This window comes from Yersinia sp. 22-579 (assembly GCF_030433455.1).
Classification (GTDB): domain Bacteria; phylum Pseudomonadota; class Gammaproteobacteria; order Enterobacterales; family Enterobacteriaceae; genus Yersinia; species Yersinia enterocolitica.
The window spans coordinates 60,229-84,746 of record NZ_JAUJTZ010000013.1 but is presented as its reverse complement, the minus strand read 5'-3'; the positions used below and the strand labels follow the sequence as shown (position 1 = coordinate 84,746).

Here is a 24,518-nt window from a genome sequence, read left to right as displayed (position 1 = left end):
GTATAAATATTCATTATGACGGGTGTGACATGAAAAGTTCTGAGGAGCAGGCGCTAGCGGGTATCGAGTTAGACGACGATGCCGTTATGCAGTATTTATTGCAAAATCCCGACTTCTTTATCCGCAATGCTCGTTTGGTTGAACAGATGCATATTCCCCATCCGGTTAGAGGCACAGTCTCGCTGGTGGAGTGGCAACTGGGGCGTCAGCGTAATCAGATAGGTCAGTTGGAAGAAGAGATTACGTTGCTGATGGAGCAGGCGGGTCTGAATGAAGTGTTATTCAACCGGTTACTGCAACTGCAAGGCAATCTTGCTGCCGCCAGTAGCTTGCAAGATATGCTCAATCGTTTGCAGCGTTGGGCCAGAGATTTTGGGTTGGCTGGTGCAAATGTCAGATTGTTTACTGACCGTTGGCAAATCGGCGCGCCATCTGACTTCACCCATTTGGGTCTGTCTCGCCATGCTTTTGAGCCAATGCGCATTCAGCGGCTGGGGAATGCTCGCCATTATCTTGGCAGCCTGAATGGGCCGGAGCTGCTGCTATTATTGCCGCAAGCTAAGCAAGTCGGCTCAGTGGCGTTGTCATTGCTGGGCAAAGAGGGTGATCTGGGGGTTATCATTTTCAGCAGTCGTGATATCCAGCATTATCAGCAAGGCATGGGCACTGTGATGCTGAATCAATTATCCATGTTATTGCCGAGCCTGCTGGAGCGCTGGATAGAGCCGGTATGACTGAGTTCAGTACTTCGCTTGCCCCGCAGGTAGAGGCTTTTCTGCGTTACCTCAAAGTTGAGCGCCAACTTAGCCCGCTAACTATCACCAGCTATCGACGTCAGTTGCAAGCGCTGATGGAAATGGGCGAACAGATGGGGTTGGCACACTGGCAAACACTGGATGCCGCGCAAGTGCGCTCGTTGGTTTCGCGTAGCAAACGCGCCGGTTTGCACTCATCCAGCCTGGCTTTGCGACTCTCGGCTTTACGCAGTTTCCTCAACTGGCTGGTCAGTCAGGGCGTACTGCAAGCCAACCCGGCCAAAGGGGTCAGTACCCCGCGTTCTGGCCGCCATCTGCCGAAAAATATTGATGTCGATGAGGTCGATAAACTGCTGGATATCGACCTGAATGACCCACTGGCAGTGCGTGACCGGGCGATGCTGGAAGTCATGTATGGCGCGGGCTTGCGTTTATCTGAACTGGTCGGAATGAACTGCAAACATGTCGATCTGGCGAGCGGCGAAGTGTGGGTGATGGGTAAGGGTAGCAAAGAGCGCAAAGTCCCTATCGGCAAGACGGCAGTCAAGTGGCTGGAGCATTGGCTGGAGCTGCGTGAATTGTTTAAACCCTGTGAATTGTTTGAACCGCAGGATGACGCCATCTTTTTAGCCAATACCGGGAAGCGGATTTCAGCGCGAAATGTGCAAAAACGCTTTGCCGAATGGGGTGTCAAGCAAGGGGTCAGTAGCCATATTCACCCGCATAAACTACGCCACTCTTTCGCCACCCACATGCTGGAATCCAGCGGCGACCTGCGTGCAGTGCAGGAGTTACTCGGTCACGCCAATCTGACCACTACACAAATTTATACTCATCTAGACTTTCAACATCTGGCAACAGTGTATGATGCTGCTCATCCACGGGCCAAACGAGGCAAATCCTGATGCATTTTTATCGTCCACTTGAACGTATTTCCGCCATTACCTTCGATTTGGATGACACCTTGTATGACAATCGGCCGGTGATATCCCGTACAGAACAAGAGTCTGTGGCATTTTTACAGCAGTACCACCCCAATTTAGCGCAGTTACAAGCCGCAGATTTACACCGCTTTCGCCGTGAATTACTGGAGCAAGATCCGGACATTTACCACGATGTCACTCAGTGGCGCTGGCATGCTATTGAGCTGGGGTTGATGCGTCATGGTTTGAGTAAGTCAGAAGCGCAATGTGGGGCTGATGCTGCGATGGAAAACTTTGCCCTATGGCGTAGCCGTATTTATGTGCCGCCGGCGACACACGACACCTTAAGCGCGCTGGCTGAGCATTATCCGCTGGTGGCTATCACCAATGGCAATGCGGACCCTAAAGCCTGTGGGCTGGATAATTATTTTCAGTTTGTCTTGCGCTCCGGCCCGCATGGCCGCGCCAAACCCTTCCGCGATATGTACCATAAAGCGGCGAATCATCTGGATATTCCGCTGAAAAATATTTTACATGTCGGTGATGACCTGACCACTGATGTCGCCGGCTCGCTACGTTGTGGCATGCAAGCATGCTGGATTAACGACCGCCAACAGAGCCTGATGACGGCCAGTGACAGCCGGTTATTGCCACATATTGAGATTTCGCAGTTGGCTTCCCTGACAGCATTGCTATAATCCTCTGCAATAACTCTGTATAAATTCACAGTGAAATGATGTTAAAATCGCCGGATAGCTGGCGATTTAGCTATTTTCCCTTACCCGATAAACGGTGCCTATGGACGTTTCTGATCTGCTCGACAGCCTGAATGAAAAACAACGTGAAGCCGTGGCCGCGCCACGCTGCAACCTGTTGGTACTGGCCGGTGCGGGCAGTGGCAAAACACGGGTGCTGGTTCATCGTATTGCCTGGCTGCTGTCGGTAGAAAATGCCTCCCCATATTCGATTATCGCGGTGACCTTTACCAATAAAGCGGCGGCCGAAATGCGCCACCGTATTGAGCATTTGATTGGCACCAGTCAGGGCGGCATGTGGATTGGCACTTTCCACGGGTTGGCGCACCGGTTGCTGCGTGCTCACCATATGGATGCCAATCTGCCGCAAGATTTCCAAATCCTCGACAGCGACGACCAACTGCGGTTATTGAAGCGCTTGGTTAAAGCCTTGAATTTAGATGAAAAACAATGGCCTCCACGTCAGGCAATGTGGTACATCAACGGCAAAAAAGACGAAGGTCTACGTCCGCAGCATATTGAGAGCTACGGTAACCCGGTTGAAGCCACTTGGTTGCGTATTTATCAGGCCTATCAGGAAGCCTGTGACCGCGCGGGCCTGGTGGATTTTGCCGAGCTATTATTGCGTGCACATGAGTTGTGGCTGAATAAGCCGCACATTCTGAACCACTATCGCGAGCGCTTTACCAACATTCTGGTGGATGAGTTCCAGGATACCAACAACATTCAATATGCCTGGATTCGCCTGCTGGCTGGGGATCGCTCCAATGTGATGATTGTCGGCGACGATGACCAGTCAATTTATGGCTGGCGCGGGGCGCAGGTGGAGAATATCCAGCGCTTCCTGAAAGATTTTCCCGGCGCTGAAACCATTCGATTGGAGCAGAATTATCGCTCGACCAGCAATATTCTGACGGCGGCAAACACCCTGATTGCTAATAATGACGGCCGCATGGGTAAGAACTTGTGGACTGATGGGGCGCAAGGCGAGCCTATCTCGCTCTATTGTGCTTTTAACGAGTTGGATGAAGCCCGGTTTGTGGTGAATCGCATTAAAGCCTGGCAAGACAACGGCGGTGCGCTGAATGATTGTGCCATCTTGTATCGTAGTAATGCCCAATCGCGTGTTTTGGAAGAGGCCTTGTTACAAACGGCGATGCCGTACCGTATTTATGGTGGTCAGCGCTTCTTCGAACGTCAGGAAATCAAAGATGCACTGGCTTATCTGCGTCTGATTTCCAATCGTAACGATGATGCTGCTTTTGAGCGGGTGGTGAATACGCCGACTCGTGGGATTGGTGATCGCACATTAGATGTTATTCGCCAAACCGCGCGTGACCGTCAGTTAACCTTGTGGCAGTCAACCCGTGCCATGTTGCAGGAAAAAGTGCTGGCAGGCCGTGCGGCTTCTGCACTGCAACGTTTTGTCGAACTGGTGGATTCACTGGCGCATGAAACAGCTGATATGCCGCTGCATGTCCAAACTGATCGAGTCATTCGCGATTCTGGCTTGTGGTCGATGTATGAGCAGGAAAAGGGCGAAAAAGGTCAGGCGCGTGTTGAAAACCTTGAAGAACTGGTCAATGCGACCCGCCAATACAGCTATCAGGATGAAGATCAGGATCTGATGCCACTACAGGCATTTCTTTCTCATGCGGCGCTGGAAGCCGGTGAGGGGCAAGCAGATGCCTATCAGGATGCAGTGCAATTGATGACTCTCCATTCAGCAAAAGGGCTGGAGTTCCCGCAGGTATTTATCGTGGGTATGGAAGAGGGCATGTTCCCAAGTCAGATGTCACTGGATGAAGGTGGGCGTCTGGAAGAAGAACGGCGGCTGGCCTATGTTGGGGTCACGCGCGCGATGCAGAAACTGACACTCTGTTATGCCGAGAGCCGCCGCTTGTACGGCAAAGAAGTGAATCATCGGCCATCACGTTTTATCGGCGAATTACCGCAAGAGTGCGTCGAAGAAGTGCGGCTACGCGCGACGGTCTCTCGCCCGGTAAACCACCGTAGAATGGGGACGCCGATGAATGAAAATGACAGCGGCTTCTCACTGGGTCAGCGGGTGCGACATCCTAAGTTTGGTGAAGGCACTATCGTCAATTTGGAAGGCAGCGGTGAGCACAGTCGGTTGCAAGTAGCCTTCCCCGGTGAAGGGATTAAGTGGTTGGTGGCGGCTTACGCACGGCTGGAAGCCGTCTAAATTTACCCTGCGGCCTTGACGCCGCAGCGGTGTTAGCGGCGTTCACTCACCCGAATCACTGACTAATGTCAGCTCATCGGGATGCGTTCATTTGCTGCCTTGCTGCAACGCCAATGACTTTGGGTAAACCCTACGGCTGGCCTTGACGCCGCAGCGGTGTTAGCGGCGTTCACTTACCCGAATCACTTATTCATGCGGCTCTCATCCTGAGCCGCCTGCCTTGCATCGGTTTCCGCTTGTAGCAGAATGGCTTTGCCCATCCACTGAGTAACATCCTGAATTCCGGCGTCATCCAAATGCCAAATATCTTTCAGCACCATAAACACTTCTGACCCATAAATTAACGAGAAAGCATGGATCACTCGTTGCAGTGCTTCTGGTGTTAACTTTCCTTCCAATGGCTCGACTGCCAGTTTTAACAACCGTTTACGGTTACCACGAATCAACTTTTCTTCATTATTTGGATTACTACGGTTATCGGCCCATTGTTGTAACGATAAATGCAACGCGGCTCGCAGCACACCTTCGTGTTGCAACATTCGCGGATAAGCAAAAGACAATAATTCAGCAATTCGCTGACGAGCATCAGGTTGAGTCGGTTGCCACGCCAATATCGGCCCAAGGCTCTCATCAACCATGGCAGAAACCAAGGCACTTTGCGTTGGGAAATAGCGGTAAGCCGTTGCACGGGAAAGCTGGGCAGCGTTTGCCACTTCGGTTATTGATGGAAACGCGCCTTGTTCATACATCGACATCGCTGTATCGATAAGTAACCGCCGGGTTCTGGCCCTGATGGTGGTTAGTGATGGAGAGGCCTGCTCTGGTTTATCTTGATGGCTCACGGTCACTCCATAGTCTTGAGATCGTATTTGCGCCCACTATAACAAACCGCTCGCACAAATCGCCATGAATGCCCTTCACATTCAGATTGTTTTTGAGACGACAGTCTCACATTTAAATAATGCCCTTTGCGATAATGATACGGCAGTCTCAATATGATTCTATCTTAACCAACGCGCTTCATTTTTTGTGACATTCCGCATTCACAGAAGGATGTTCAGATGCCCCGTCATATTTTTATCGCGACTACGACAGATACCAAAGGCGACGAGCTGGCCTATGTCAGTGAATTGATTAAAGCAACCGGCCTGAAGACCGTCACGGTTGATTTATCGACCAAAGAAGGCCAGCGCGCGGGTGGCGCTGATATCACGGCTGAAACGGTGGCAAGCCACCATCCCGATGGGCGTCAGGCGGTGTTCTGTGGTGATAGGGGGCGGGCGATAAGTGCGATGGCGGTGGCTTTTGAACGTTTTATTGCCAGCCGTGATGATGTGGCTGCACTGTTAGGTTTGGGAGGCTCCGGTGGTACGGCGCTGATAACACCTGCTATGCAAAGCTTACCTATCGGTATTCCTAAACTGATGGTGTCAACTATGGCTTCTGGTGATGTTTCCGGTTACATCGGTGCCAGTGATATTGCCATGATGTATTCGGTTACAGATATTGCCGGGCTTAATCGTATTTCCCGCCGGGTACTGAGTAACGCGGCCCATCAAATTGCTGGTGCGGTTTATTTTGCCAAAGAAGAGCCAGTTACCGATGACAAACCTGCGCTGGGTTTGACCATGTTTGGTGTGACGACCCCGTGTATTCAGGCTGTCAGTGCTGCGTTATCGGCAGAATATGACTGTTTGGTGTTCCACGCGACCGGCAGTGGCGGCAAAGCCATGGAAAAATTAGCGGAAAGTGGCTTGCTGGCAGGGGCGCTGGATCTGACCACTACCGAAGTCTGCGATCTATTATTTGATGGTGTCTTAGCCTGCGGGCCAGAAAGGTTTGATGCCATTGCTCACAGCCAAATCCCCTATGTTGGCTCTTGTGGTGCATTAGATATGGTCAATTTCGGCAGCCCTGCCACCATTCCGGCGAAATACGCTGACCGCTTATTCTATGAGCACAACGCGCAAGTCACGCTGATGCGTACCACCGAGCAAGAGAACATTGAGATGGCGCGCTGGATTGGGGAGAAGCTCAATCGCTGTGAAGGGGAAGTGCGTTTCTTGATTCCAGAGGGCGGTTTCTCTGCGCTGGATGCTCCTGGCCAGCCCTTCTGGGACGAAAAAGCATTGCAAGCCTTTATCCATACGCTGCAAGAAACCGTGATTCAAACTGACAAACGCCGTCTGGTGCATTATCCGTTCAATATTAATGATCCACAGTTTGCCCAGGCAGCGGTCGAAAATTTTAAAGAAATAGCAAAGAGCCCATCCCATTAGGGCCATTTTATTCGTGGAGAAGCGACATGCCAAAATTTCAACGCCAGGCCATATTAGCTAAATTTCGGGAAATGATTGCCCGCCGTGAGCCGATTATCGGTGGCGGTGCGGGTACGGGTCTATCGGCCAAATGTGAAGAGGCGGGTGGTATCGATCTCATCGTTATCTATAACTCGGGCCGCTATCGCATGGCCGGTCGTGGTTCACTGGCCGGTCTGTTGGCCTACGGCAATGCCAATGAAATTGTGGTTGATATGGCAAAAGAAGTGCTGCCAGTAGTCAAGCATACACCGGTGCTGGCGGGGGTGAATGGTACGGATCCATTCTGTCAGTTCGACCAGTTCCTGGACCAACTAAAAGCATTGGGCTTTTCTGGCGTGCAGAACTTCCCAACAGTGGGGTTAATCGACGGGAACTTCCGCGCCAACCTTGAAGAAACCGGTATGGGTTATGGTTTGGAAGTAGACATGATCCGCCTTGCCCACGAGAAAGATTTACTCACCACACCTTATGTTTTCAGTGCCGAAGATGCTGTCGCCATGACCCAAGCGGGGGCTGATATTATTGTCCCTCATATGGGGCTGACCACCGGCGGTAATATTGGCGCTGACACTGCATTGAAGCTGGCAGATTGCGTTCCTCTGATTAATAAATGGGCCGCCGCCGCAAAAGCAGTACGCGAAGATGTGATTGTGTTGTGTCACGGTGGGCCGATTTCTACCCCACAAGATGCGCAATACATCATGGATAATTGCCCGCAATGCGATGGTTTCTACGGTGCCAGCTCAATGGAAAGGCTGCCGACAGAAATTGCGCTAACGGACACGACTAAGCAGTTTAAAAATATAAAGCGTTGATTATTCTTGCCAATACCAAGGGAAAGCCTGTTTGTAAATTTTGCTGAGTCATCGGCTTAATCAGCATTCAGGATACACAAAACCGAAGTGGAAGCTGGCTTCGGTTTTTTACTTTTTACCGCTATTAACTCCGAGTGTTCTTACCCGGTTCTATTATTGGTGAGTTTATCGCCAGGAACTAAAATTTATGCTCACAAATTAACATCTTTTAACCGGTTGACAGACTTTTTCTTCTCGGCGTAACATGCGCGCACTATTCTTGATGAGGACATTCGCCTTGGACACACCCAGTAGATACTGGCTCAATAACCTGTTCATATGGTGCAACTTCTAAGGCTATCCTCTTATTTGCTGATAGCCTTCGTGGTTGTCAGCGGCCTCGCTAAACCGTCGCTGTGAGTCAGATCTCCTAACGGTCTGAAACAAACGGTATTTCAATACTCACCTGTTTCTGTGCTTCAATGCGTTTTCCCTATCCATCACCGCAAGGGAGTTTTGGCACATGCTGAGCGCATTTAAATTAAGTAACAATCGCTTATCCCGTTTGGAGCTGGATGAATCAGATGACCTGACAACCTCACTTTGGGTCGATTTAGTCGAGCCAGAAGAGGGGGAGCGGGAACGCGTCCAGAATGAGTTAGGGCAAAGCCTGGCGACCCGGCCAGAATTGGACGACATCGAGGCTTCTGCACGATTCTTTGAAGATGAGGATGGTCTGCATATCCACTCCTTCTTCTATTATGAAGATGCTGAAGACCACGCAGGTAACTCAACGGTGGCATTCACTATTCGGGATGGTCGCCTGTATACCCTGCGCGAACGTGAATTACCAGCATTTCGTTTATATCGCATGCGCGCGCGTAATCAGACTCTGGTTGATGGTAATGCCTATGAGTTGCTGCTGGATTTGTTTGAAACCAAAATCGAACAGCTGGCAGATGAAATCGAGAACATTTACAGCGACTTAGAAGCCTTGAGCCGCGTCATCATGGAAGGCCAACAGGGCGATGAATATGATGCTGCGCTCTCCACATTGGCGGAACAGGAAGATATCGGCTGGAAAGTACGGTTATGTCTGATGGATACCCAGCGGGCGCTGAATTTCCTGGTGCGTAAAGCGCGTTTGCCAAGTGGCCAACTGGAACAAGCTCGTGAGGTGCTGCGCGATATCGAATCCCTGCTGCCGCACAATGAATCCTTATTCCAGAAAGTTAACTTCCTGATGCAAGCGGCGATGGGTTTTATCAACATCGAACAGAACCGTATCATCAAGATCTTCTCAGTGGTATCGGTTGTCTTCCTACCGCCTACGCTGGTCGCATCCAGCTACGGGATGAACTTTGAGTTTATGCCGGAGCTACGTTGGTCATTTGGTTATCCGGCGGCGATTGGTTTAATGATTATTGCCGGGTTAGCGCCATATCTCTATTTCAAACGCAAGAATTGGCTCTAATATTTTGCTATAAACAAAAATGCCAGATAACTCAATGAGCTAACTGGCATTGTCATGGGGTTGATTTTAAGCACGTAGCTTGCGTTGGGTATAGAGCGCATCCAGTGTGAACAATAACAGTGCTGCCCAGATAAAGATGAAAGTGACCATCTTATCGTTGCCGATAGTCTCACCATAGAAAGTGACCGCCAGAATAAACATCAGCGTTGGCCCCAGATACTGGAAGAAGCCCAACGTTGACAACCGTAAACGTGTAGCAGCAGCGGTGAAGAACAGCAGTGGGATAGTGGTAATCACCCCTGCGGCGGCTAATAGAACATTCAGCGACCAGGCATTAGCCCCCATGTGGCTGGTTGGGCTATCGGCAATAAAGAACAGATAAACTGCCGCGATCGGTAATAGCCACATTGTTTCAACCAACATGCCGGTCTGGGCATCAATCCCCAGTTTTTTGCGAATCAGGCCATATAACGCAAAGGTAATCGCCAGCCCCAAACCAATCACCGGCAGCGAACCAAATTGCCACAGCTGAATAAGCACACCGCCGAACGCCAGTGCCACCGCAACCCATTGCATGCGGCGAAAACGCTCGCCGAGAAATAGCATGCCAAATAACACGTTAACCAACGGGTTAATAAAGTAGCCCAGACTGGCTTCCAACATGTGATTGTGGTTGACCGCCCAAATAAATAATAACCAGTTGCTGGCAATCAACACCGCGGTCACCGCCAGTAATAGCAGGCGCTTGCGGTTTTTAATGGCGCTGCGGACCTGTGGCCAATTACGGCTAACCGTCAGCAAAATCAGCATAAAGAAAAATGACCAGATAATCCGATGAGTCAAAATTTCATCAGCCGGCACCTGTTGGATGAGCTTGAAATAAGCAGGGGCGATACCCCAAATAAAATAGGCAGCCAGAGCAAAGAAAATGCCCTGACGGGTTCGTTGTTTATCCATGGTGTGGCTCAGAACAAGAAAGGAGATGCGGTGAGTGTACTTAACTTCACGTTATTATTCATCACCGCAATAGGCCGCATCAGCCAACCAGATAGGTCGCAGTCGCGCTGGCGATATGCATTTGGTTTTCATTATGCAACTCAACTCTGGCAACAGATACCTTGTTACCACTGCGTAAAATGCTGCTGCTGGCAATAAAATGCTCGCCGCGGCCAGGGCGCAAATAGTCGACACGGAGGTCGATGGTTCCCATTTTGGCCAGCTTCATTTGCAGTTGTTCCTGAATCAGCGGTTCATGGCGAACCAGGCTGTTCCCAACACACACCAGACCCGCCGCAACATCCAGCACCGCAGCAATAACACCACCGTGTAAAATCCGTTGCGCAATATTACCGACCAGTTTGTCATTATTATCAAAAGTAATTTCGGCGAAATCTTGCTCGAAACGAGTTAATTTTAATCCTAATTCGCGGTTAAATGGCATGTGGTAGACAAAGATTTCACCGATGAGGTTGCGGGCACTCTCCAGAGTTAAAGGTGTTACAGGCATTGGTTTTCTCTTAAAAGATAATTTCTAATGTTATTAGTTTGTTTATTTTATGCTTCTATTTTGTTGTTTTCCAGTCGTTAAATCATAAATATAAACAACACTAATCTCAGATAACATTTGTGTGTAGAATGAGCTGTTTTCATTACAAATAGAAATAATTCGTAAGGTGATGGGGGAATGATGGGTAGATTTTGGCAGATTTTAATCGCTTTATTACTGGTGCCGACTTTGGCGCAGGCAGAAGAAGCAACGGTTGAGAAAATTCATGACGCACCGACAGTGCGTGGCAGTATTATTGCGGCAATGTTGCAGGATCACGATAATCCGTTCTTGCTTTATCCGTATGAAACCAACTACTTACTCTATACTTATACCAGCGATATCAATAAAGATGCGATAAGCTCTTATGACTGGGCGCAGAATGCCAATAAGGATGAAGTTAAATTCCAATTGAGCTTGGGCTTCCCTATCTGGCGCGGTATTGCCGGTGATAACTCGTTGCTGGGTGCTTCATATACTCAACGCTCTTGGTGGCAAGCATCGAACAAAGATGAATCCTCACCCTTCCGTGAAACCAACTATGAGCCACAACTGTTCCTGGCCTGGGCTACCGATTATGAGCTGGCTGGCTGGACATTCCGCGAAGTAGAATTTGGTTATAATCACCAGTCTAACGGTAAAGCTGATCCCACCTCACGTAGCTGGGATCGCGTTTATACCCGCCTGATGGCTCAACGCGGCAACTTGGAAATCGACCTGAAGCCTTGGTATCGTATCCCTGAAAGCGACAGCAAAGATGACAACCCGGATATCAATAAATACATGGGTTATTATCGGTTGAAAGTGGGCTATGCCTTGGGTGAAAGTGTGTTCAGTCTGGATGGCCGTTATAACTGGAATACCGGTTATGGTGGTGCTGAAATGGGCTGGAGCTACCCAATCACCAAGCATGTTCGTTTCTATACCCAAGTGTTCAGTGGTTATGGTGAGTCAATGATTGACTATAACTTTAGGCAAACACGGGTGGGTGTGGGTATCATGTTGAATGATGTCCTTTAACGTCATCCGGCGTTAGAAAAGTTTCAGACACAGGCCGGTTAACCGGCCTGTGCAGATCTCATAGTTGGGGAATAGTGTGTCAACCGCAGCAGTGATAAATAGGGAGTTACTGGCAGAGCAGGTATTGCGAGATACTTTCGGCTACCAGCAATTCCGGCCCGGACAACAAGAAATTATCAACGCCACTCTATCAGGGCAAGATTGTCTGGTAGTGATGCCAACGGGCGGTGGTAAATCCTTGTGTTATCAGATCCCGGCACTGGTGACGGATGGCTTAACGCTGGTGGTCTCCCCCTTAATTTCTCTGATGAAAGATCAGGTTGACCAACTACTGGCCTATGGCGTGGGCGCGGGGTGCTTAAACTCATCACAAACCCGCGAGCAGCAATTGGCGGTGATGGACGGCTGCCGCAGCGGTCAGATTAAGCTGCTGTACATCGCGCCTGAACGGCTGGTGATGGAGAGCTTTCTTGATCAACTGCACCAGTGGCGTCCTGCGCTGTTGGCAGTGGATGAAGCGCACTGTATCTCTCAATGGGGTCATGATTTCCGCCCGGAATACCGAGCCCTTGGTCAGTTAAAGCAGCGTTTCCCTAATTTACCGGTGATAGCACTGACCGCGACGGCTGATGAAGCCACGCGCGGCGATATCGTGCGGTTACTCAATCTGGATCAGCCATTAATTCAGGTCAGCAGCTTTGATCGCCCCAATATTCGTTACACCCTGGTTGAGAAGTTCAAACCGCTTGATCAACTGTGGCGTTTTGTTCAAGACCAGCGTGGCAAAAGTGGCATTATTTACTGCAATAGCCGGGCTAAGGTAGAAGACACCACCGCGCGCCTACAAAGCCGTGGTTTAAGTGTGGCGGCTTACCATGCCGGGCTGGACAATGAGCGCCGCGCACAGGTGCAGGAAGCTTTTCAGCGCGATGATTTGCAAGTGGTGGTCGCCACCGTGGCTTTCGGTATGGGGATTAACAAACCTAACGTTCGTTTTGTGGTGCATTTTGATATTCCGCGCACTATCGAATCTTACTATCAGGAAACGGGTCGTGCTGGGCGTGATGGTTTGCCCGCCGAAGCGATGTTGCTGTATGACCCGGCTGATATGGCGTGGTTGCGCCGTTGTCTGGAAGAGAAACCAGCTGGTGCGCAACAAGATATTGAGCGGCATAAACTCAATGCGATGGGGGCTTTTGCTGAAGCGCAAACCTGTCGCCGATTAGTCTTGCTGAACTATTTTGGTGAAGGCAAACAGCAGTCATGTGGTAACTGTGATATCTGCCTCGACCCACCTAAGCGCTACGATGGGCTGGCCGATGCGCAAAAAGCGCTGTCATGTGTGTATCGGGTTGGACAGCGGTTTGGTTTGGGGTATATCGTCGAGGTGCTGCGCGGGGCCAATAACCAGCGTATTCGTGAATTTGGTCATGACAAACTGTCAGTTTACGGCATTGGTCGTGAACAGAGTCATGAGCATTGGGTCAGTGTCCTACGCCAACTGATTCATCTCGGATTACTGAGTCAGAATATTGCCATGTTCTCCGCCTTGCAGTTGACCGAGGCGGCACGTCCGGTATTGCGCGCTGAATTGCCACTACAACTGGCAGTGCCGCGAATCCAGAGTTTGAAAGTGCGTAGCAGTGCGAATCAAAAATCCTATGGCGGCAATTACGATCGCAAGTTGTTCGCCAAATTGCGCAAATTACGTAAATCTATCGCCGACGAAGGCAATATTCCGCCTTATGTCGTGTTTAACGATGCCACCCTGCTGGAGATGGCGGAGCAGATGCCAATTACTGCCAGTGAACTGTTAAGTGTCAATGGCGTCGGGCAACGTAAGCTGGAGCGCTTTGGCGCGCCGTTTATGGCGATGATCCGCGACCATGTAGATAACAACGACGATTAATACGCTGCTTATTTGTTAAAGACTTATTTATTAAAGAGAAATGCCTCATGCTAATGCTATTTCTGACCGTCGCGCTGGTGCACTTGGTTGCTTTGATGAGTCCAGGGCCTGATTTCTTTTTTGTGTCGCAAACCGCGGCCAGCCGCTCACGCCGAGAAGCGATGATGGGAGTGACCGGCATTTCTTTGGGGATCGTTGTCTGGGCTGGCGTCGCTCTGATGGGGCTAAATCTTATCTTGCAGAAAATGGCGTGGTTGCACCAGATTATTATGGTCGGCGGTGGGTTATATCTGTGCTGGATGGGTTGGCAATTGCTGAAATCGGCCCGTTCCAAACGAGACACTTCAGAACCTGAGGTCCAAGTTGCACTTCCTGCGCGTGGCCGGACTTTCTTGCGTGGCTTTCTAACTAATTTATCGAACCCCAAAGCAGTTATCTATTTCGGCAGCGTATTTTCATTGTTTGTTGGTGATAATGTGACTGCTGGCGCGCGCTGGGGGTTATTTGTGCTGATAGTGGCGGAAACTTTTGTATGGTTTAGCATTGTGGCCTGTGTCTTTGCTTTGCCGATGATGCGCCGTGGTTATCAACGATTATCCAAATGGATTGATGGGCTGGCAGGGGTACTCTTCGCTGGTTTTGGTATCCATCTGATATTGTCTCGCTAGCGAGTTCCCCAACCGGTGAGTTACCCGGTCGGGGCATATCAATGTGGTTTATACTTTACGTGCGGTGGCCAGTAATGCGCCTACCAGCATGAATAAACCGCCAAATATCCGATTCAATAATTTCATTTGCTGTGGTGATTTAATCCAGCCAGCAATTCGTGTGGCAAGAGTCGCGTAACCAATCATCACGATAATATCGACTATCACACTGGTGCTGCCGAGAATCAGATATTGCGCCACCTGTGGTTGGTGCGGCAGAACAAATTGTGGGAACAATGCGGCCAGGAAAACAATGCTTTTCGGGTTGGTCAGATTAACAAACACCGCGCGTTTAAACAGTTTTCGCCGTGGCATACTGTTAGCTAATGCATGCAGATCCAGCGCTCCGGCTGCGCGCCACTGTTGAATACCAAGCCAGATTAAATAGGCCGCCCCGAGCCATTTTAATAGTTCAAATGCCAGTAGCGATTGTGAAATCAGTGCGCCCAGGCCGACACCGACCAGTACAATGTGCACGGCCAGCCCTAATTGTAATCCGCAAATGGAGGCAATCACTCCGCGCGTACCGTGGCTGATGGCGGTGCTCATAGTATTAATAGCACCCGAACCGGGGGACAAACTGAGGATAAGTGTCGTCAGCAGATAAGTTAACCACCAGTCTAAGGTCATCGGCAAAGTTCCCTGAATGTGTAAATTTATGCCACAATACTCCATTGCTAATAGTTGTGCTATGGCTCACAGAATACCGAGTCATTCAGGCCAGAAGCTGCAATCAGCTCCGTTTTATAACACCATGATTTACAACGTCATGAATTATAAGCTCATGATTTACAACTCACGTTATATCGAGCCACGCGATGCCGTTAGATAATCATATGAATAACTGGTTGACCCGCGAAGAGCAGTTTGCTGCTTTTGTTAACGGCCCATTGTTAGATTTCTGGCAGCAGCGGGATGAAGATGAGTTTATGGGGGTCGATAATATCCCTATTCGCTATGTCCGTTTTTGTTCACCGCAACATACCCGCGTGGTGGTGGTGGTGCCAGGCCGCATTGAAAGTTACGTTAAATATCCCGAAGTGGCCTATGATCTATTCCAGCAAGGTTATGATGTTATCGTGTTGGATCATCGTGGGCAGGGCCGATCCGGGCGAATACTTGATGATCGTAACCGCGGGCATGTGATCAAATTTGATGATTACATTGAAGATTTTGCGCAGCTGGTGCAGCGTGAGATAACCGGAAGCCATTATCAGCAGTGTTTTGCATTGGCCCACTCTATGGGGGGGGCGATTCTGACCCGTTATCTGGCGAGAGAACCGACAGTGTTTAATGCTGTAGCGCTCTGCGCACCCATGTTTGGCATCCATTTGCCGATGCCGGGTTGGCTGGCCCACCGGATTGTCGATTGGACTGAGAAACATCAAAAGCTGCGGGATTACTATGCAATAGGCACCGGGCAGTGGCGGCCATTGCCCTATGTGGTCAATATGCTGACTCACAGCCGCGAGCGCTATCGCCGCTACTTGCGCCAATATGCTGACAGCCCAGAAATCCGTGTCGGTGGGCCAACCTATCATTGGGTCCGTGAAAGCCTGATGGTGGGGGAGCAAATTATTGCTCAAGCAGACAAAATTACCACACCGGTTCTGTTACTACAGGCCAGTGAGGATCGGGTAGTACATAACCCGGCCCATAATGCATTTACTCAGGCAATGACTCTGGCGGGGCACCCTTGTGAAGGGGGGCAGCCGAAGTTAATTAAAGGCGCACGCCATGAGATCCTGTTCGAACGGGACACCCTGCGTGCCGAGGCGCTAAGCGCTATATTGCGCTTTTTTGCGCAACATCACTCTTCTTTACAACATAAAAAACCAGTCGGCCCGCAAGACTCCGACACCACCAGAGGTTAGAACATACCGCTATGTATCATGTTGTTGCTTCCGATTTAGATGGCACCCTGCTGTCACCTGACCACATACTGACGCCTTATACCAAAGAGACACTTAAGTTGCTGACGCAACGTGATGTGCACTTTGTGTTTGCGACCGGCCGCCACCATATTGATGTGGCGCAAATCCGCGACAATCTGGAGATCAGTGCCTTTATGATAACCTCCAATGGCGCGCGTGTGCACAACACGGCAGGGGAGCTGATTTTCAGCCATAACCTTGATGCTGATATCGCCCGTGACTTGTACAATATCGAACACCACAATCCAGATATTCTGACCAACGTCTATTTGAATGACGAATGGTACATGAACCGCGAAAGCCCGGCGCAGGAAGAGTTCTTCCGCGAGTCGGTGTTCAAATATCAAGTGTTCGAACCGGCTTTACTGCCGACCGACGGAGTATGTAAGGTCTACTTTACCTGCGACGATCACGATAAGTTATTGATTTTGGAAGAGGCCATCAACGCACGTTGGGGCGATCGGGTAAATGTCAGCTTCTCTTTCCCAACCTGTCTGGAAGTGATGGGTGGTGGTGTTTCCAAGGGCCACGCACTTGAGCAAGTCGCTAAAATCATTGGTTATTCATTGAAAGAATGTATCGCGTTTGGCGATGGTATGAATGATTTGGAAATGCTCTCTATGTCGGGCAAGGGCTGCATTATGCGCGATGCTCATCAGCGCCTAAAAGATATGTTGCCGAATCTGGAAGTGATTGGTTCTAATGCCGATGATGCTGTGCCGCATTATTTGCGCAAAATGTTCTTAGGGTCTGATAAATAAAGAATTGATTGCAGTGAAAAAATGGCGAACTGTAGATGAGTTCGCCATTTTCCTATTTTAAGTTTTAAGTCATCTCAGATGTTAAGTTATCTCAGACCAGTCACTTACTGGTGCTGTCCCTGTTTTTGCAGGAATTGCACACCTTTATCTGGGAAATCGGTAAATACCCCGTCAACCCCGGCCTGATTGTAGATAATATCAAACAGCTGGTTCACGTCAGTGGCGTATTTAGGCAACTTGTCAGCACGAATGGTGAAAGGGTGAACCATCATATTGTTGGCATGTGCTTCTTTCACCATATTGGTCAGCTTGATGTTATTTGGCGTAGAAGTTTCAACCACCAACATGTGATAGTCAGGGCCGATGCCGTCGGCATATTGCGCGACTTGCTTCATAGCTCCCGGCTTGAACATCCAGTCATAACTATAATTAACCCACTTGCCATCAGGTTTCTGTTCGTAGGTCTCATTCCAGTCAGTATAAGCCACCAGTTGAACCAGTTTCAGGTCCATGCCCATCTTCGGTTCCAGCTCATTCTTGATACGTTTTAATTCATTGGCATCAAAGCATTGCAGATAGACTTTATCGGCTTTGGTGGTGTAACCGTACTGCTTCAACACTTCCAACACCTTAGTGGAAATGTCTTTCCCTTCCTGTTTATGGAACCACGGCGCTTTGATTTCAGGATAGATGCCGATGTTCTTGCCGGTCGAATGATTCAGCCCCTGAACGAATTCAATCTCTTCCTGGAAGGTATGCACACGGAAGTCAGATTTGCCCATCGGGAAGCGGCCCGGATAGCTCTGTATTTTTTTACCCTCTTTATCAATATCAAAGCCTTCGGTAAATTTCAGTGACTTGATTTCCGGTAAAGTGAAGTCAATGGCGTAATAGCGGCCATCTTTGCGTGCTCGATCAGGGAAACGCTCAGCGACATCGGTCACGCGATCCAGATAATGGTCGTGCAGAACCACCAACTCATTATCTTTAGTCATCACCAAGTCTTGTTCAAGATAATCAGCGCCTTGTGCATACGCCATGGCTTTGGCTGGCAGTGAGTGCTCAGGCAAGTAGCCACTGGCTCCACGATGCGCGATAACCACTTTATCTTTGGCTACGGGTTCTACCGCATGCGCCATGCCGGCGACTGAGGATGCCAGAATCATACTTGCTACCAGTAACTTCATATGAGTTTTCATTGATATTGCTCCATTTATCAATTTCAGGGTATGAAAAAGGCTGTGTCGCTATTAATCCATAGATAACGGCACAGCCTGTAAGCTACTTAATCATTAGGGTACAAATTTATTGATCCTATTTTTTATCCATCTCGGCCTGTCTTGCCAGTTCTTCGTGATGTTTTTTCTCGCTGAACATCACCACAATCAATAACAGAACCGCCAGGATGCTACCGCCAATCATGACCATAAAGCCGCCGTCCCAACCGAAGTAGTCAACGGTGTAACCGACGATGGCACTGGCCGCGACCGAACCACCCAGATAACCGAACAAACCGGTGAAGCCTGCTGCGGTACCTGCTGCTTTTTTCGGTGCTAATTCAAGGGCATGCAAGCCAATTAACATCACCGGGCCGTAAATCAGGAAGCCGATGGTGATCATACAAGCCATATCGATGCCAGGGTTACCCACTGGGTTGAGCCAATAAATGATGGTTGCAATAGTCACCAGCGTCATAAAGAACACGCCGGTAGCACCACGGTTACCTTTAAACACTTTATCGGACATCCAACCACACAGTAGCGTCCCTGGAATACCAGCGTATTCATACAGGAAATAAGCCCATGAGGATTTATCCAGCGCGAAGTGTTTTACTTCTTTCAGGTAGGTTGGTGACCAATCGAGGATGCCGTAACGCAGCAAATAAACAAAAACGTTAGCAATCGCGATATACCATAACAGCTTGTTTGGCAAAATGTATTGCATGAAGATTTGCTTCGCCGTCAGCTCTTCTTCCGCTTCTTCGCTATAGTCATCCGGATAGTCGTTTTTGTACTCTTCAATCGGAGGTAAGCCCACAGATTGTGGGGTGTCACGCATTAAACCAAAGACAATCAATGCCACCAAAATGGCACCGAACGCTGGCATATAGAGCGCGGCTTTCCAGTCGTTAAACCATGCCATACCTAGCAAGAACAGCAATGGCGGCAAGCCACCACCCACGTTATGGGCGCAGTTCCAGACAGAAACGATACTGCCGCGTTCTTTCTTCGACCACCAGTGCACCATGGTACGGCCACATGGCGGCCACCCCATCCCCTGGAACCAGCCGCATAAGAACAACAGCACGAACATCACTGCGATACTGGATGTTGCCCAAGGCACAAAGCCCATAAACAGCATCACGGCAGCGGCGAGAATCAAACCGGCAGAGAGGAACACCCGTGGGTTAGACCGGTCAGAAACCGAACCCATGATGAATTTTGAGAAGCCGTAAGCAATAGAAATACCGGATAGCGCGAAGCCCAGATCCCCACGAGAGAACCCTTGTTCGATCAAATACGGCATGGCCAGCGTAAAGTTTTTACGCACCAGATAGTAGGCTGCGTAACCGAAAAATATACCCATGAAGATTTGCCAGCGTAAGCGGCGGTAAGTGGGGTCGACCTGGTCTGCGGGAAGCCGTGCCACATGTGGCGCGGGCTTAAAAATACTCAACATAAGTGCCTCCGATGGCTTTTTTTTGTTTTTGACTCCGGTATAGCCTGATATCTATCCGTTTGTTAAGGGCTGCCGGTAGTTAAACGGTGAAGCTACAGTCGTTTATGTTCCATAACGAGCGCCATGCTAGATAAATTCACTGAACTTATCTGTGAGTAATAGCGCATTTGTTACAGTTATATGACCGCGGCGGCAATTTTGAGCGATTGGTTAACATTTTGAAACCGGCAATGACAAATTACCTGTGACTTTGATCACAATCATGGTTTTTAAACACCACATTACTTTCGTTTTTCGTTCGTTTTTGTTCCTTATCAAACAATAACCATAAAGACTGTGGCTCAATAGACTCATAATTAGCCGCCAGGCGGCTGTCTGATAATGTGGGGTCTTTCATGACGAACAGTTCTCCTTACACAGAAACGGATGTCATCATCATTGGTGGTGGTGCGACCGGTGCCGGGATTGCCCGAGACTGCGCCCGACGGGGTTTGGCTTGTACGCTCTTGGAGCGGCACGACATTGCCACTGGTGCTACCGGCCGCAATCATGGCTTATTACACAGTGGTGCGCGTTATGCTGTTACCGACGGAGAGTCCGCGCGTGAATGTATTGAAGAAAATCGGATTCTCAAACGCATTGCCCGCCATTGTATTGAGCAAACCGATGGCTTGTTTATCACCTTGCCGGAAGACTCCCTCGACTATCAGGAACAATTTATTGCTCGCTGTCAGGAGGCGGGGATCGAGGCTGAAGCCATTGATCCCAAACAAGCATTACGGTTCGAACCTGCCGCGAACCCCGCGCTGATTGCGGCCGTGCGGGTACCTGATGGCACTGTTGACCCTTTCCGCTTAACCGCCGCCAATATGTTGGATGCCCGTGAGCACGGAGCCAATGTACTGACTTATCACGAAGTTATCGGCTTATTGCGCCACGGTGACCGGGTCAGTGGTGTGCGCGTTTTCGATCATAAAAATCAGCGGCAATATGATATTCATGCGCAAATCGTCGTGAATGCGGCGGGGATCTGGGGTCAGCACATTGCCGAATACGCCGATCTTCGTATTCGCATGTTCCCCGCCAAAGGCGCGCTGTTGATCCTGGGACATCGGATCAACAACATGGTGATCAACCGCTGCCGTAAACCCGCAGATGCCGACATTCTGGTACCGGGCGATACCATTTCACTGATTGGCACCACCTCCACTCATATTGAATACGATCAGATAGACAATATGGTAGTAACGGCACAAGAGGTGGATACCTTAATTCGCGAAGGCTCCAAACTGTCGCCGCAACTGGCGCAAACGCGTATTTTGCGTGCTTACGCTGGGGTTCGACCGCTGGTTGCCAGTGATGATGATCCTTCTGGACGTAATGTGAGTCGCGGCATTGTATTGCTCGATCACGCCAGCCGCGATGGGCTGGAAGGTTTTATCACCATCACCGGTGGCAAGTTGATGACCTACCGGCTGATGGCAGAATGGGCAACGGATAAAGTGTGTGAAAAGCTGGGCGTGACAGCGGCTTGCACCACGGCCCAAGAGCCACTTCCTGGTTCACAGCAATCAGCCGAGCAAACGCTCAGTAAAGTGATTTCTTTACCTGCCAGTATTCGTGGCTCGGCGGTTTATCGTCATGGTGACCGTGCGACACAGTTATTGGCAGGAAACCGTCTGGACAACAGTTTGGTGTGTGAATGTGAAGCGGTGACTGCTGGCGAAGTGCGCTATGCCATTGAATCATTGTCGGTTAATAACCTGCTGGATTTACGTCGCCGCACCCGGGTTGGCATGGGGACTTGTCAGGGGGAGCTTTGTGCTTGCCGGGCTGCGGGTTTACTCAGCCGCTTTAAAGTAACAACACCGCAGCAATCTCGTGAACAGCTTAGGCAGTTTTTGAATGAGCGCTGGAAAGGTGTGCGCCCGATAGCATGGGGTGACGCCTTGCGGGAAAGCGAGTTTACCCATTGGGTTTATCAAGGGCTTTGTGGCTTGGATGACAGCCCGAATACGGCCAATGTTCAGGAGAAACCAGATGAAATTTGATGTGATTATCATCGGTGGTGGATTAGCTGGGCTGGTGTGCGGTATCCGCCTCGCCGAACAAGGTAAATATTGCGCGATTGTCAGCGCCGGTCAAAATGCATTGCATTTCTCCTCTGGCTCTTTGGATCTATTGGCGAAATTACCTAATGGGCAGGCGGTCAGCCAGCCACTCTCAGCACTTGAAACGCTGGCGGAGTTAGCGCCGGAACACCCTTACAGCAAAATGGGGCAAACAGGTCAGGTGGGTGAGTTGGCCCAACAAGCCGAGTCTCTGCTAAGCCGCTGCGGCCTGAATCTGGTTGGCAGTGCGGCCAAAAATCACTTACGTCTGACACCGCTAGGCAACTGTCGACCTACATGGCTCAGCCCAGCGGATATTCCGGTTGCACCATTAGAAGGCCCGTTACCTTGGCAAAAAGTGGCGGTGATTGGTATTGAAGGATTCCTCGATTTTCAGCCGCAGATGGTCGCCAGTGCCTTGCAGGAACAGGGTGTTGAAGTCACTGCGGACTATCTGCATTTACCGGCGCTGGACCGTTTACGCGATAACCCTAGCGAATTCCGCGCGGTGAATATTGCGCGTGTATTGGACTTACCCGAAAACTTGCAACCGCTGGCCGATGAGCTGGCTCGTTTGTCATCTACCGCAGAAATGATTTTACTGCCAGCTTGCATCGGGCTGGATGAATCTGCGCCATTGGACGCACTACGCGCGGCGGTGGGTAAACCGATTCAATTGTTGCCCACACTGCCGCCGTCATTACTCGGCATGCGCTTACATCAAGCTCTACGCCACCGTTTCCAGCAATTAGGCGGCATTGTCATGCCGGGTGATGCGGTATTGCGTGCCGAACTGGTGGGGAACCGAATTACCGGACTGTATAGCCGTAATCATGGTGATATTCCACTGCGTGCGGCTCAGATGGTGCTGGCGAGTGGCAGTTTCTTCAGTAATGGGCTGGTAGCAACCTTTGAGCATGTCTATGAGCCGATACTGGATCTGGATATTTTATCGCTACCCAACCGTGCAGATTGGAGCAACAGCAATATGTTTGCGCCGCAACCTTATCTGCAATTTGGCGTCAACACCGATAACCGGCTACGGGCGCTGCGCGGGGGAGTAGCACTGGATAACCTGCATGTTATTGGTGCGGTGCTCGGAGGATACGATCCGCTGCAACAGGGCTGTGGCGCAGGCGTTTCTCTCACCAGTGCCTTGTTTGTGGCAGAGCAGATTGTCAGCGCTATGGAGGTGACATTATGACGTGGTTACCACAGCACGAAGACACTCAGGATACACATTTGGCACGGGATAAGAGTTTTGAAAGTTGTATCAAATGCACGGTATGCACCACTTATTGCCCGGTAGCGAAAGTTAACCCACTTTATCCGGGGCCAAAACAAGCTGGCCCTGATGGTGAGCGGCTGCGCCTAAAAGATCCGGCATTATATGATGACGCACTGAAGTATTGTACTAACTGTAAACGTTGCGAAGTGGCCTGCCCGTCAGATGTCAAAATTGGCGACATCATCCAACGCGCGAAAGCCAGTTACAGCAGTAATAAGCCTAAGCTGCGCGATGCTATCCTCAGTCACACCGATATCATGGGGACTCTATCAACGCCATTTGCTCCGGTCATCAATGCGGTCACGGGTTTAAAGCCGGTGCGGGTCTTGCTGGATAAAGCGCTGAAAATTGACCATCGACGTGAATTACCAAAATACTCGTTTGGCACATTCCGCCGCTGGTATCGCAAACAAGCTGAGAAACAGCAGCAATATGCCGAGCAGGTGGCGTTTTTCCATGGTTGTTTTGTTAACTACAACCATCCGCAATTGGGCAAAGATTTAGTCAGTGTATTCAATGCGATGAATATCGGCGTTCAATTACTTAAACGCGAGAAATGCTGCGGTGTACCGCTAATTGCGAATGGATTTATCGAACAGGCAAAAAAACAGGCACGGGTGAATCTGGAGTCACTGACTGATGCTGTGATTGATCGGGATATTCCGGTGGTTGCCACCTCATCAAGCTGTACTTTTACGTTGCGCGATGAATATCCACACTTGCTCGATGTCGATACCGCACCGGTGCGCGACAGAGTGGAACTGGCGACTCGCTACCTTTACCGATTATTGGATCAAGGACGCGAATTACCGTTAAAACCGTTGTTCTCAAACCAAAATAAACCGCTGCGCATTGCCTATCACACACCTTGCCATATGGAAAAAATGGGCTGGACGGCTTATACCCTGGCGTTATTACAGCGCATTCCGGGTATTGAGCTGGTGGTATTGGACTCCCAATGTTGTGGGATTGCCGGTACATATGGTTTTAAATCAGAGAACTACGCGACATCACAAGGGATTGGCGCATCGTTATTCCAACAAATCGAAGAAAGCGGTGTTGATTTGGTGATTACCGACTGCGAAACCTGTAAATGGCAGATAGAGATGTCGACCAGCAAGAAGTGCGAGCATCCGATTACCTTACTGGCACAAGCCCTAGCTTGATAATACGGACAGAGCGCGATTTATGAGTGTTTCCAGACGGCTGATAAACCCCGATAACTCGATCTTGCAAGGTGAAGGCAGGCAGAAGAGTAAAGCGTCCGCGCCAGGGATGGCGCGGCTCGAGCCCCCAGGGAAGGGTTTACGGCGTCTTTACGATCTGCCTGTTTTC

The 24,518-nt window shown here is 50.0% G+C and carries 22 protein-coding genes; 15 read left to right on the top strand and 7 right to left on the bottom strand.

Annotated elements, in window-relative coordinates; translation table 11 throughout:
• Window positions 1-29: 29 nt before the first annotated feature.
• The 4 genes from QSV56_RS16150 to uvrD all read left to right on the top strand — a co-directional run bounded on the left by QSV56_RS16150 (window position 30) and on the right by uvrD (window position 4,639).
• Entirely contained in the window at window positions 30-734 is a 705-nt protein-coding gene (locus tag QSV56_RS16150) for a DUF484 domain-containing protein (protein WP_019080194.1), read from the top strand.
• Window positions 731-1,660 (top strand): tyrosine recombinase XerC, encoded by a 930-nt coding sequence (xerC, locus tag QSV56_RS16145; protein WP_019080193.1) that lies wholly within the window; start codon window positions 731-733, stop codon window positions 1,658-1,660. Before QSV56_RS16150 ends, xerC begins: the two co-directional genes overlap by 4 nt.
• A complete protein-coding gene (gene yigB / locus QSV56_RS16140) occupies window positions 1,660-2,376 on the top strand; it encodes a 5-amino-6-(5-phospho-D-ribitylamino)uracil phosphatase YigB (RefSeq protein WP_005176162.1) in 717 nt (238 codons plus the stop codon). The genes xerC and yigB overlap by 1 nt, the downstream gene beginning before the upstream one ends.
• Before the next feature lie 100 nt (window positions 2,377-2,476).
• On the top strand, window positions 2,477-4,639 hold the full coding sequence (gene uvrD, locus QSV56_RS16135; protein ID WP_005166120.1) for a DNA helicase II: 2,163 nt from the start codon (window positions 2,477-2,479) through the stop codon (window positions 4,637-4,639).
• Between the two features lie 182 nt (window positions 4,640-4,821).
• Here the strand turns inward: uvrD and QSV56_RS16130 are convergent, their stop codons facing one another.
• Entirely contained in the window at window positions 4,822-5,481 is a 660-nt protein-coding gene (locus QSV56_RS16130) for a TetR/AcrR family transcriptional regulator (protein WP_019080191.1), read from the bottom strand.
• 219 nt (window positions 5,482-5,700) lie between these two features.
• Between QSV56_RS16130 and QSV56_RS16125 the strand changes: the two genes are divergently transcribed.
• The 3 genes from QSV56_RS16125 to corA all read left to right on the top strand — a co-directional run bounded on the left by QSV56_RS16125 (window position 5,701) and on the right by corA (window position 9,228).
• Complete coding sequence (locus tag QSV56_RS16125; RefSeq protein WP_046050017.1) at window positions 5,701-6,918, top strand: Tm-1-like ATP-binding domain-containing protein; 1,218 nt, start codon at window positions 5,701-5,703, stop codon at window positions 6,916-6,918.
• Between the two features lie 26 nt (window positions 6,919-6,944).
• On the top strand, window positions 6,945-7,775 hold the full coding sequence (locus tag QSV56_RS16120) for a phosphoenolpyruvate hydrolase family protein (protein ID WP_011815345.1): 831 nt from the start codon (window positions 6,945-6,947) through the stop codon (window positions 7,773-7,775).
• A 502-nt stretch (window positions 7,776-8,277) separates the two neighbouring features.
• The gene (gene corA, locus QSV56_RS16115; protein ID WP_005166238.1) at window positions 8,278-9,228 is read left to right on the top strand and encodes a magnesium/cobalt transporter CorA; all 951 of its coding nucleotides are present in this window, start codon (window positions 8,278-8,280) and stop codon (window positions 9,226-9,228) included.
• A gap of 66 nt (window positions 9,229-9,294) precedes the next feature.
• Here corA and rarD read toward each other — a convergent pair whose 3' ends face one another.
• The gene (gene rarD, locus QSV56_RS16110; protein WP_046050018.1) at window positions 9,295-10,185 is read right to left on the bottom strand and encodes an EamA family transporter RarD; all 891 of its coding nucleotides are present in this window, start codon (window positions 10,183-10,185) and stop codon (window positions 9,295-9,297) included.
• Between the two features lie 79 nt (window positions 10,186-10,264).
• Window positions 10,265-10,735 (bottom strand): thioesterase family protein, encoded by a 471-nt coding sequence (locus QSV56_RS16105; RefSeq protein ID WP_019080189.1) that lies wholly within the window; start codon window positions 10,733-10,735, stop codon window positions 10,265-10,267.
• A 180-nt stretch (window positions 10,736-10,915) separates the two neighbouring features.
• On the opposite strand from QSV56_RS16105, the gene pldA reads away from it, so the two are divergent.
• From pldA to rhtC, 3 genes are all read left to right on the top strand, one after another.
• Window positions 10,916-11,794 carry a phospholipase A gene (pldA, locus tag QSV56_RS16100; RefSeq protein WP_026017922.1) on the top strand — a complete coding sequence of 293 codons (879 nt, stop codon included), beginning with the start codon at window positions 10,916-10,918 and terminating at the stop codon, window positions 11,792-11,794.
• 76 nt (window positions 11,795-11,870) lie between these two features.
• Window positions 11,871-13,703: an ATP-dependent DNA helicase RecQ gene (gene recQ, locus QSV56_RS16095; RefSeq protein WP_019080187.1), complete on the top strand. Its 1,833-nt coding sequence runs from the start codon at window positions 11,871-11,873 to the stop codon at window positions 13,701-13,703.
• Window positions 13,704-13,750: 47 nt separating this feature from the next.
• Window positions 13,751-14,371: a threonine export protein RhtC gene (rhtC, locus tag QSV56_RS16090; protein ID WP_046050019.1), complete on the top strand. Its 621-nt coding sequence runs from the start codon at window positions 13,751-13,753 to the stop codon at window positions 14,369-14,371.
• A gap of 48 nt (window positions 14,372-14,419) precedes the next feature.
• Here rhtC and rhtB read toward each other — a convergent pair whose 3' ends face one another.
• Window positions 14,420-15,040 carry a homoserine/homoserine lactone efflux protein gene (gene rhtB, locus QSV56_RS16085; RefSeq protein WP_019080185.1) on the bottom strand — a complete coding sequence of 207 codons (621 nt, stop codon included), beginning with the start codon at window positions 15,038-15,040 and terminating at the stop codon, window positions 14,420-14,422.
• 188 nt (window positions 15,041-15,228) lie between these two features.
• Between rhtB and pldB the strand changes: the two genes are divergently transcribed.
• Both pldB and yigL read left to right on the top strand, forming a co-directional pair.
• The gene (pldB, locus tag QSV56_RS16080; protein WP_046695569.1) at window positions 15,229-16,284 is read left to right on the top strand and encodes a lysophospholipase L2; all 1,056 of its coding nucleotides are present in this window, start codon (window positions 15,229-15,231) and stop codon (window positions 16,282-16,284) included.
• 11 nt (window positions 16,285-16,295) lie between these two features.
• Complete coding sequence (yigL, locus tag QSV56_RS16075; protein ID WP_005176120.1) at window positions 16,296-17,105, top strand: sugar/pyridoxal phosphate phosphatase YigL; 810 nt, start codon at window positions 16,296-16,298, stop codon at window positions 17,103-17,105.
• A gap of 104 nt (window positions 17,106-17,209) precedes the next feature.
• Here the strand turns inward: yigL and glpQ are convergent, their stop codons facing one another.
• The 3 genes from glpQ to QSV56_RS16060 all read right to left on the bottom strand — a co-directional run bounded on the left by glpQ (window position 17,210) and on the right by QSV56_RS16060 (window position 20,181).
• On the bottom strand, window positions 17,210-18,304 hold the full coding sequence (glpQ, locus tag QSV56_RS16070; protein WP_046050021.1) for a glycerophosphodiester phosphodiesterase: 1,095 nt from the start codon (window positions 18,302-18,304) through the stop codon (window positions 17,210-17,212).
• A 115-nt stretch (window positions 18,305-18,419) separates the two neighbouring features.
• On the bottom strand, window positions 18,420-19,784 hold the full coding sequence (glpT, locus tag QSV56_RS16065; RefSeq protein WP_046695568.1) for a glycerol-3-phosphate transporter: 1,365 nt from the start codon (window positions 19,782-19,784) through the stop codon (window positions 18,420-18,422).
• A 238-nt stretch (window positions 19,785-20,022) separates the two neighbouring features.
• On the bottom strand, window positions 20,023-20,181 hold the full coding sequence (locus QSV56_RS16060; protein ID WP_019080182.1) for a hypothetical protein: 159 nt from the start codon (window positions 20,179-20,181) through the stop codon (window positions 20,023-20,025).
• On the opposite strand from QSV56_RS16060, the gene glpA reads away from it, so the two are divergent.
• The 3 genes from glpA to glpC are packed head-to-tail and all read left to right on the top strand — an operon-like array spanning window position 20,180 to window position 24,349.
• The gene (gene glpA / locus QSV56_RS16055; protein ID WP_301212977.1) at window positions 20,180-21,835 is read left to right on the top strand and encodes an anaerobic glycerol-3-phosphate dehydrogenase subunit A; all 1,656 of its coding nucleotides are present in this window, start codon (window positions 20,180-20,182) and stop codon (window positions 21,833-21,835) included. The genes QSV56_RS16060 and glpA overlap by 2 nt on opposite strands.
• Window positions 21,825-23,099, top strand: a complete 1,275-nt coding sequence (gene glpB, locus QSV56_RS16050; RefSeq protein WP_019080180.1) for a glycerol-3-phosphate dehydrogenase subunit GlpB — start codon at window positions 21,825-21,827, stop codon at window positions 23,097-23,099. The genes glpA and glpB overlap by 11 nt, the downstream gene beginning before the upstream one ends.
• Complete coding sequence (glpC, locus tag QSV56_RS16045) at window positions 23,096-24,349, top strand: anaerobic glycerol-3-phosphate dehydrogenase subunit GlpC (protein WP_046050025.1); 1,254 nt, start codon at window positions 23,096-23,098, stop codon at window positions 24,347-24,349. The genes glpB and glpC overlap by 4 nt, the downstream gene beginning before the upstream one ends.
• Window positions 24,350-24,518 lie beyond the last annotated feature (169 nt).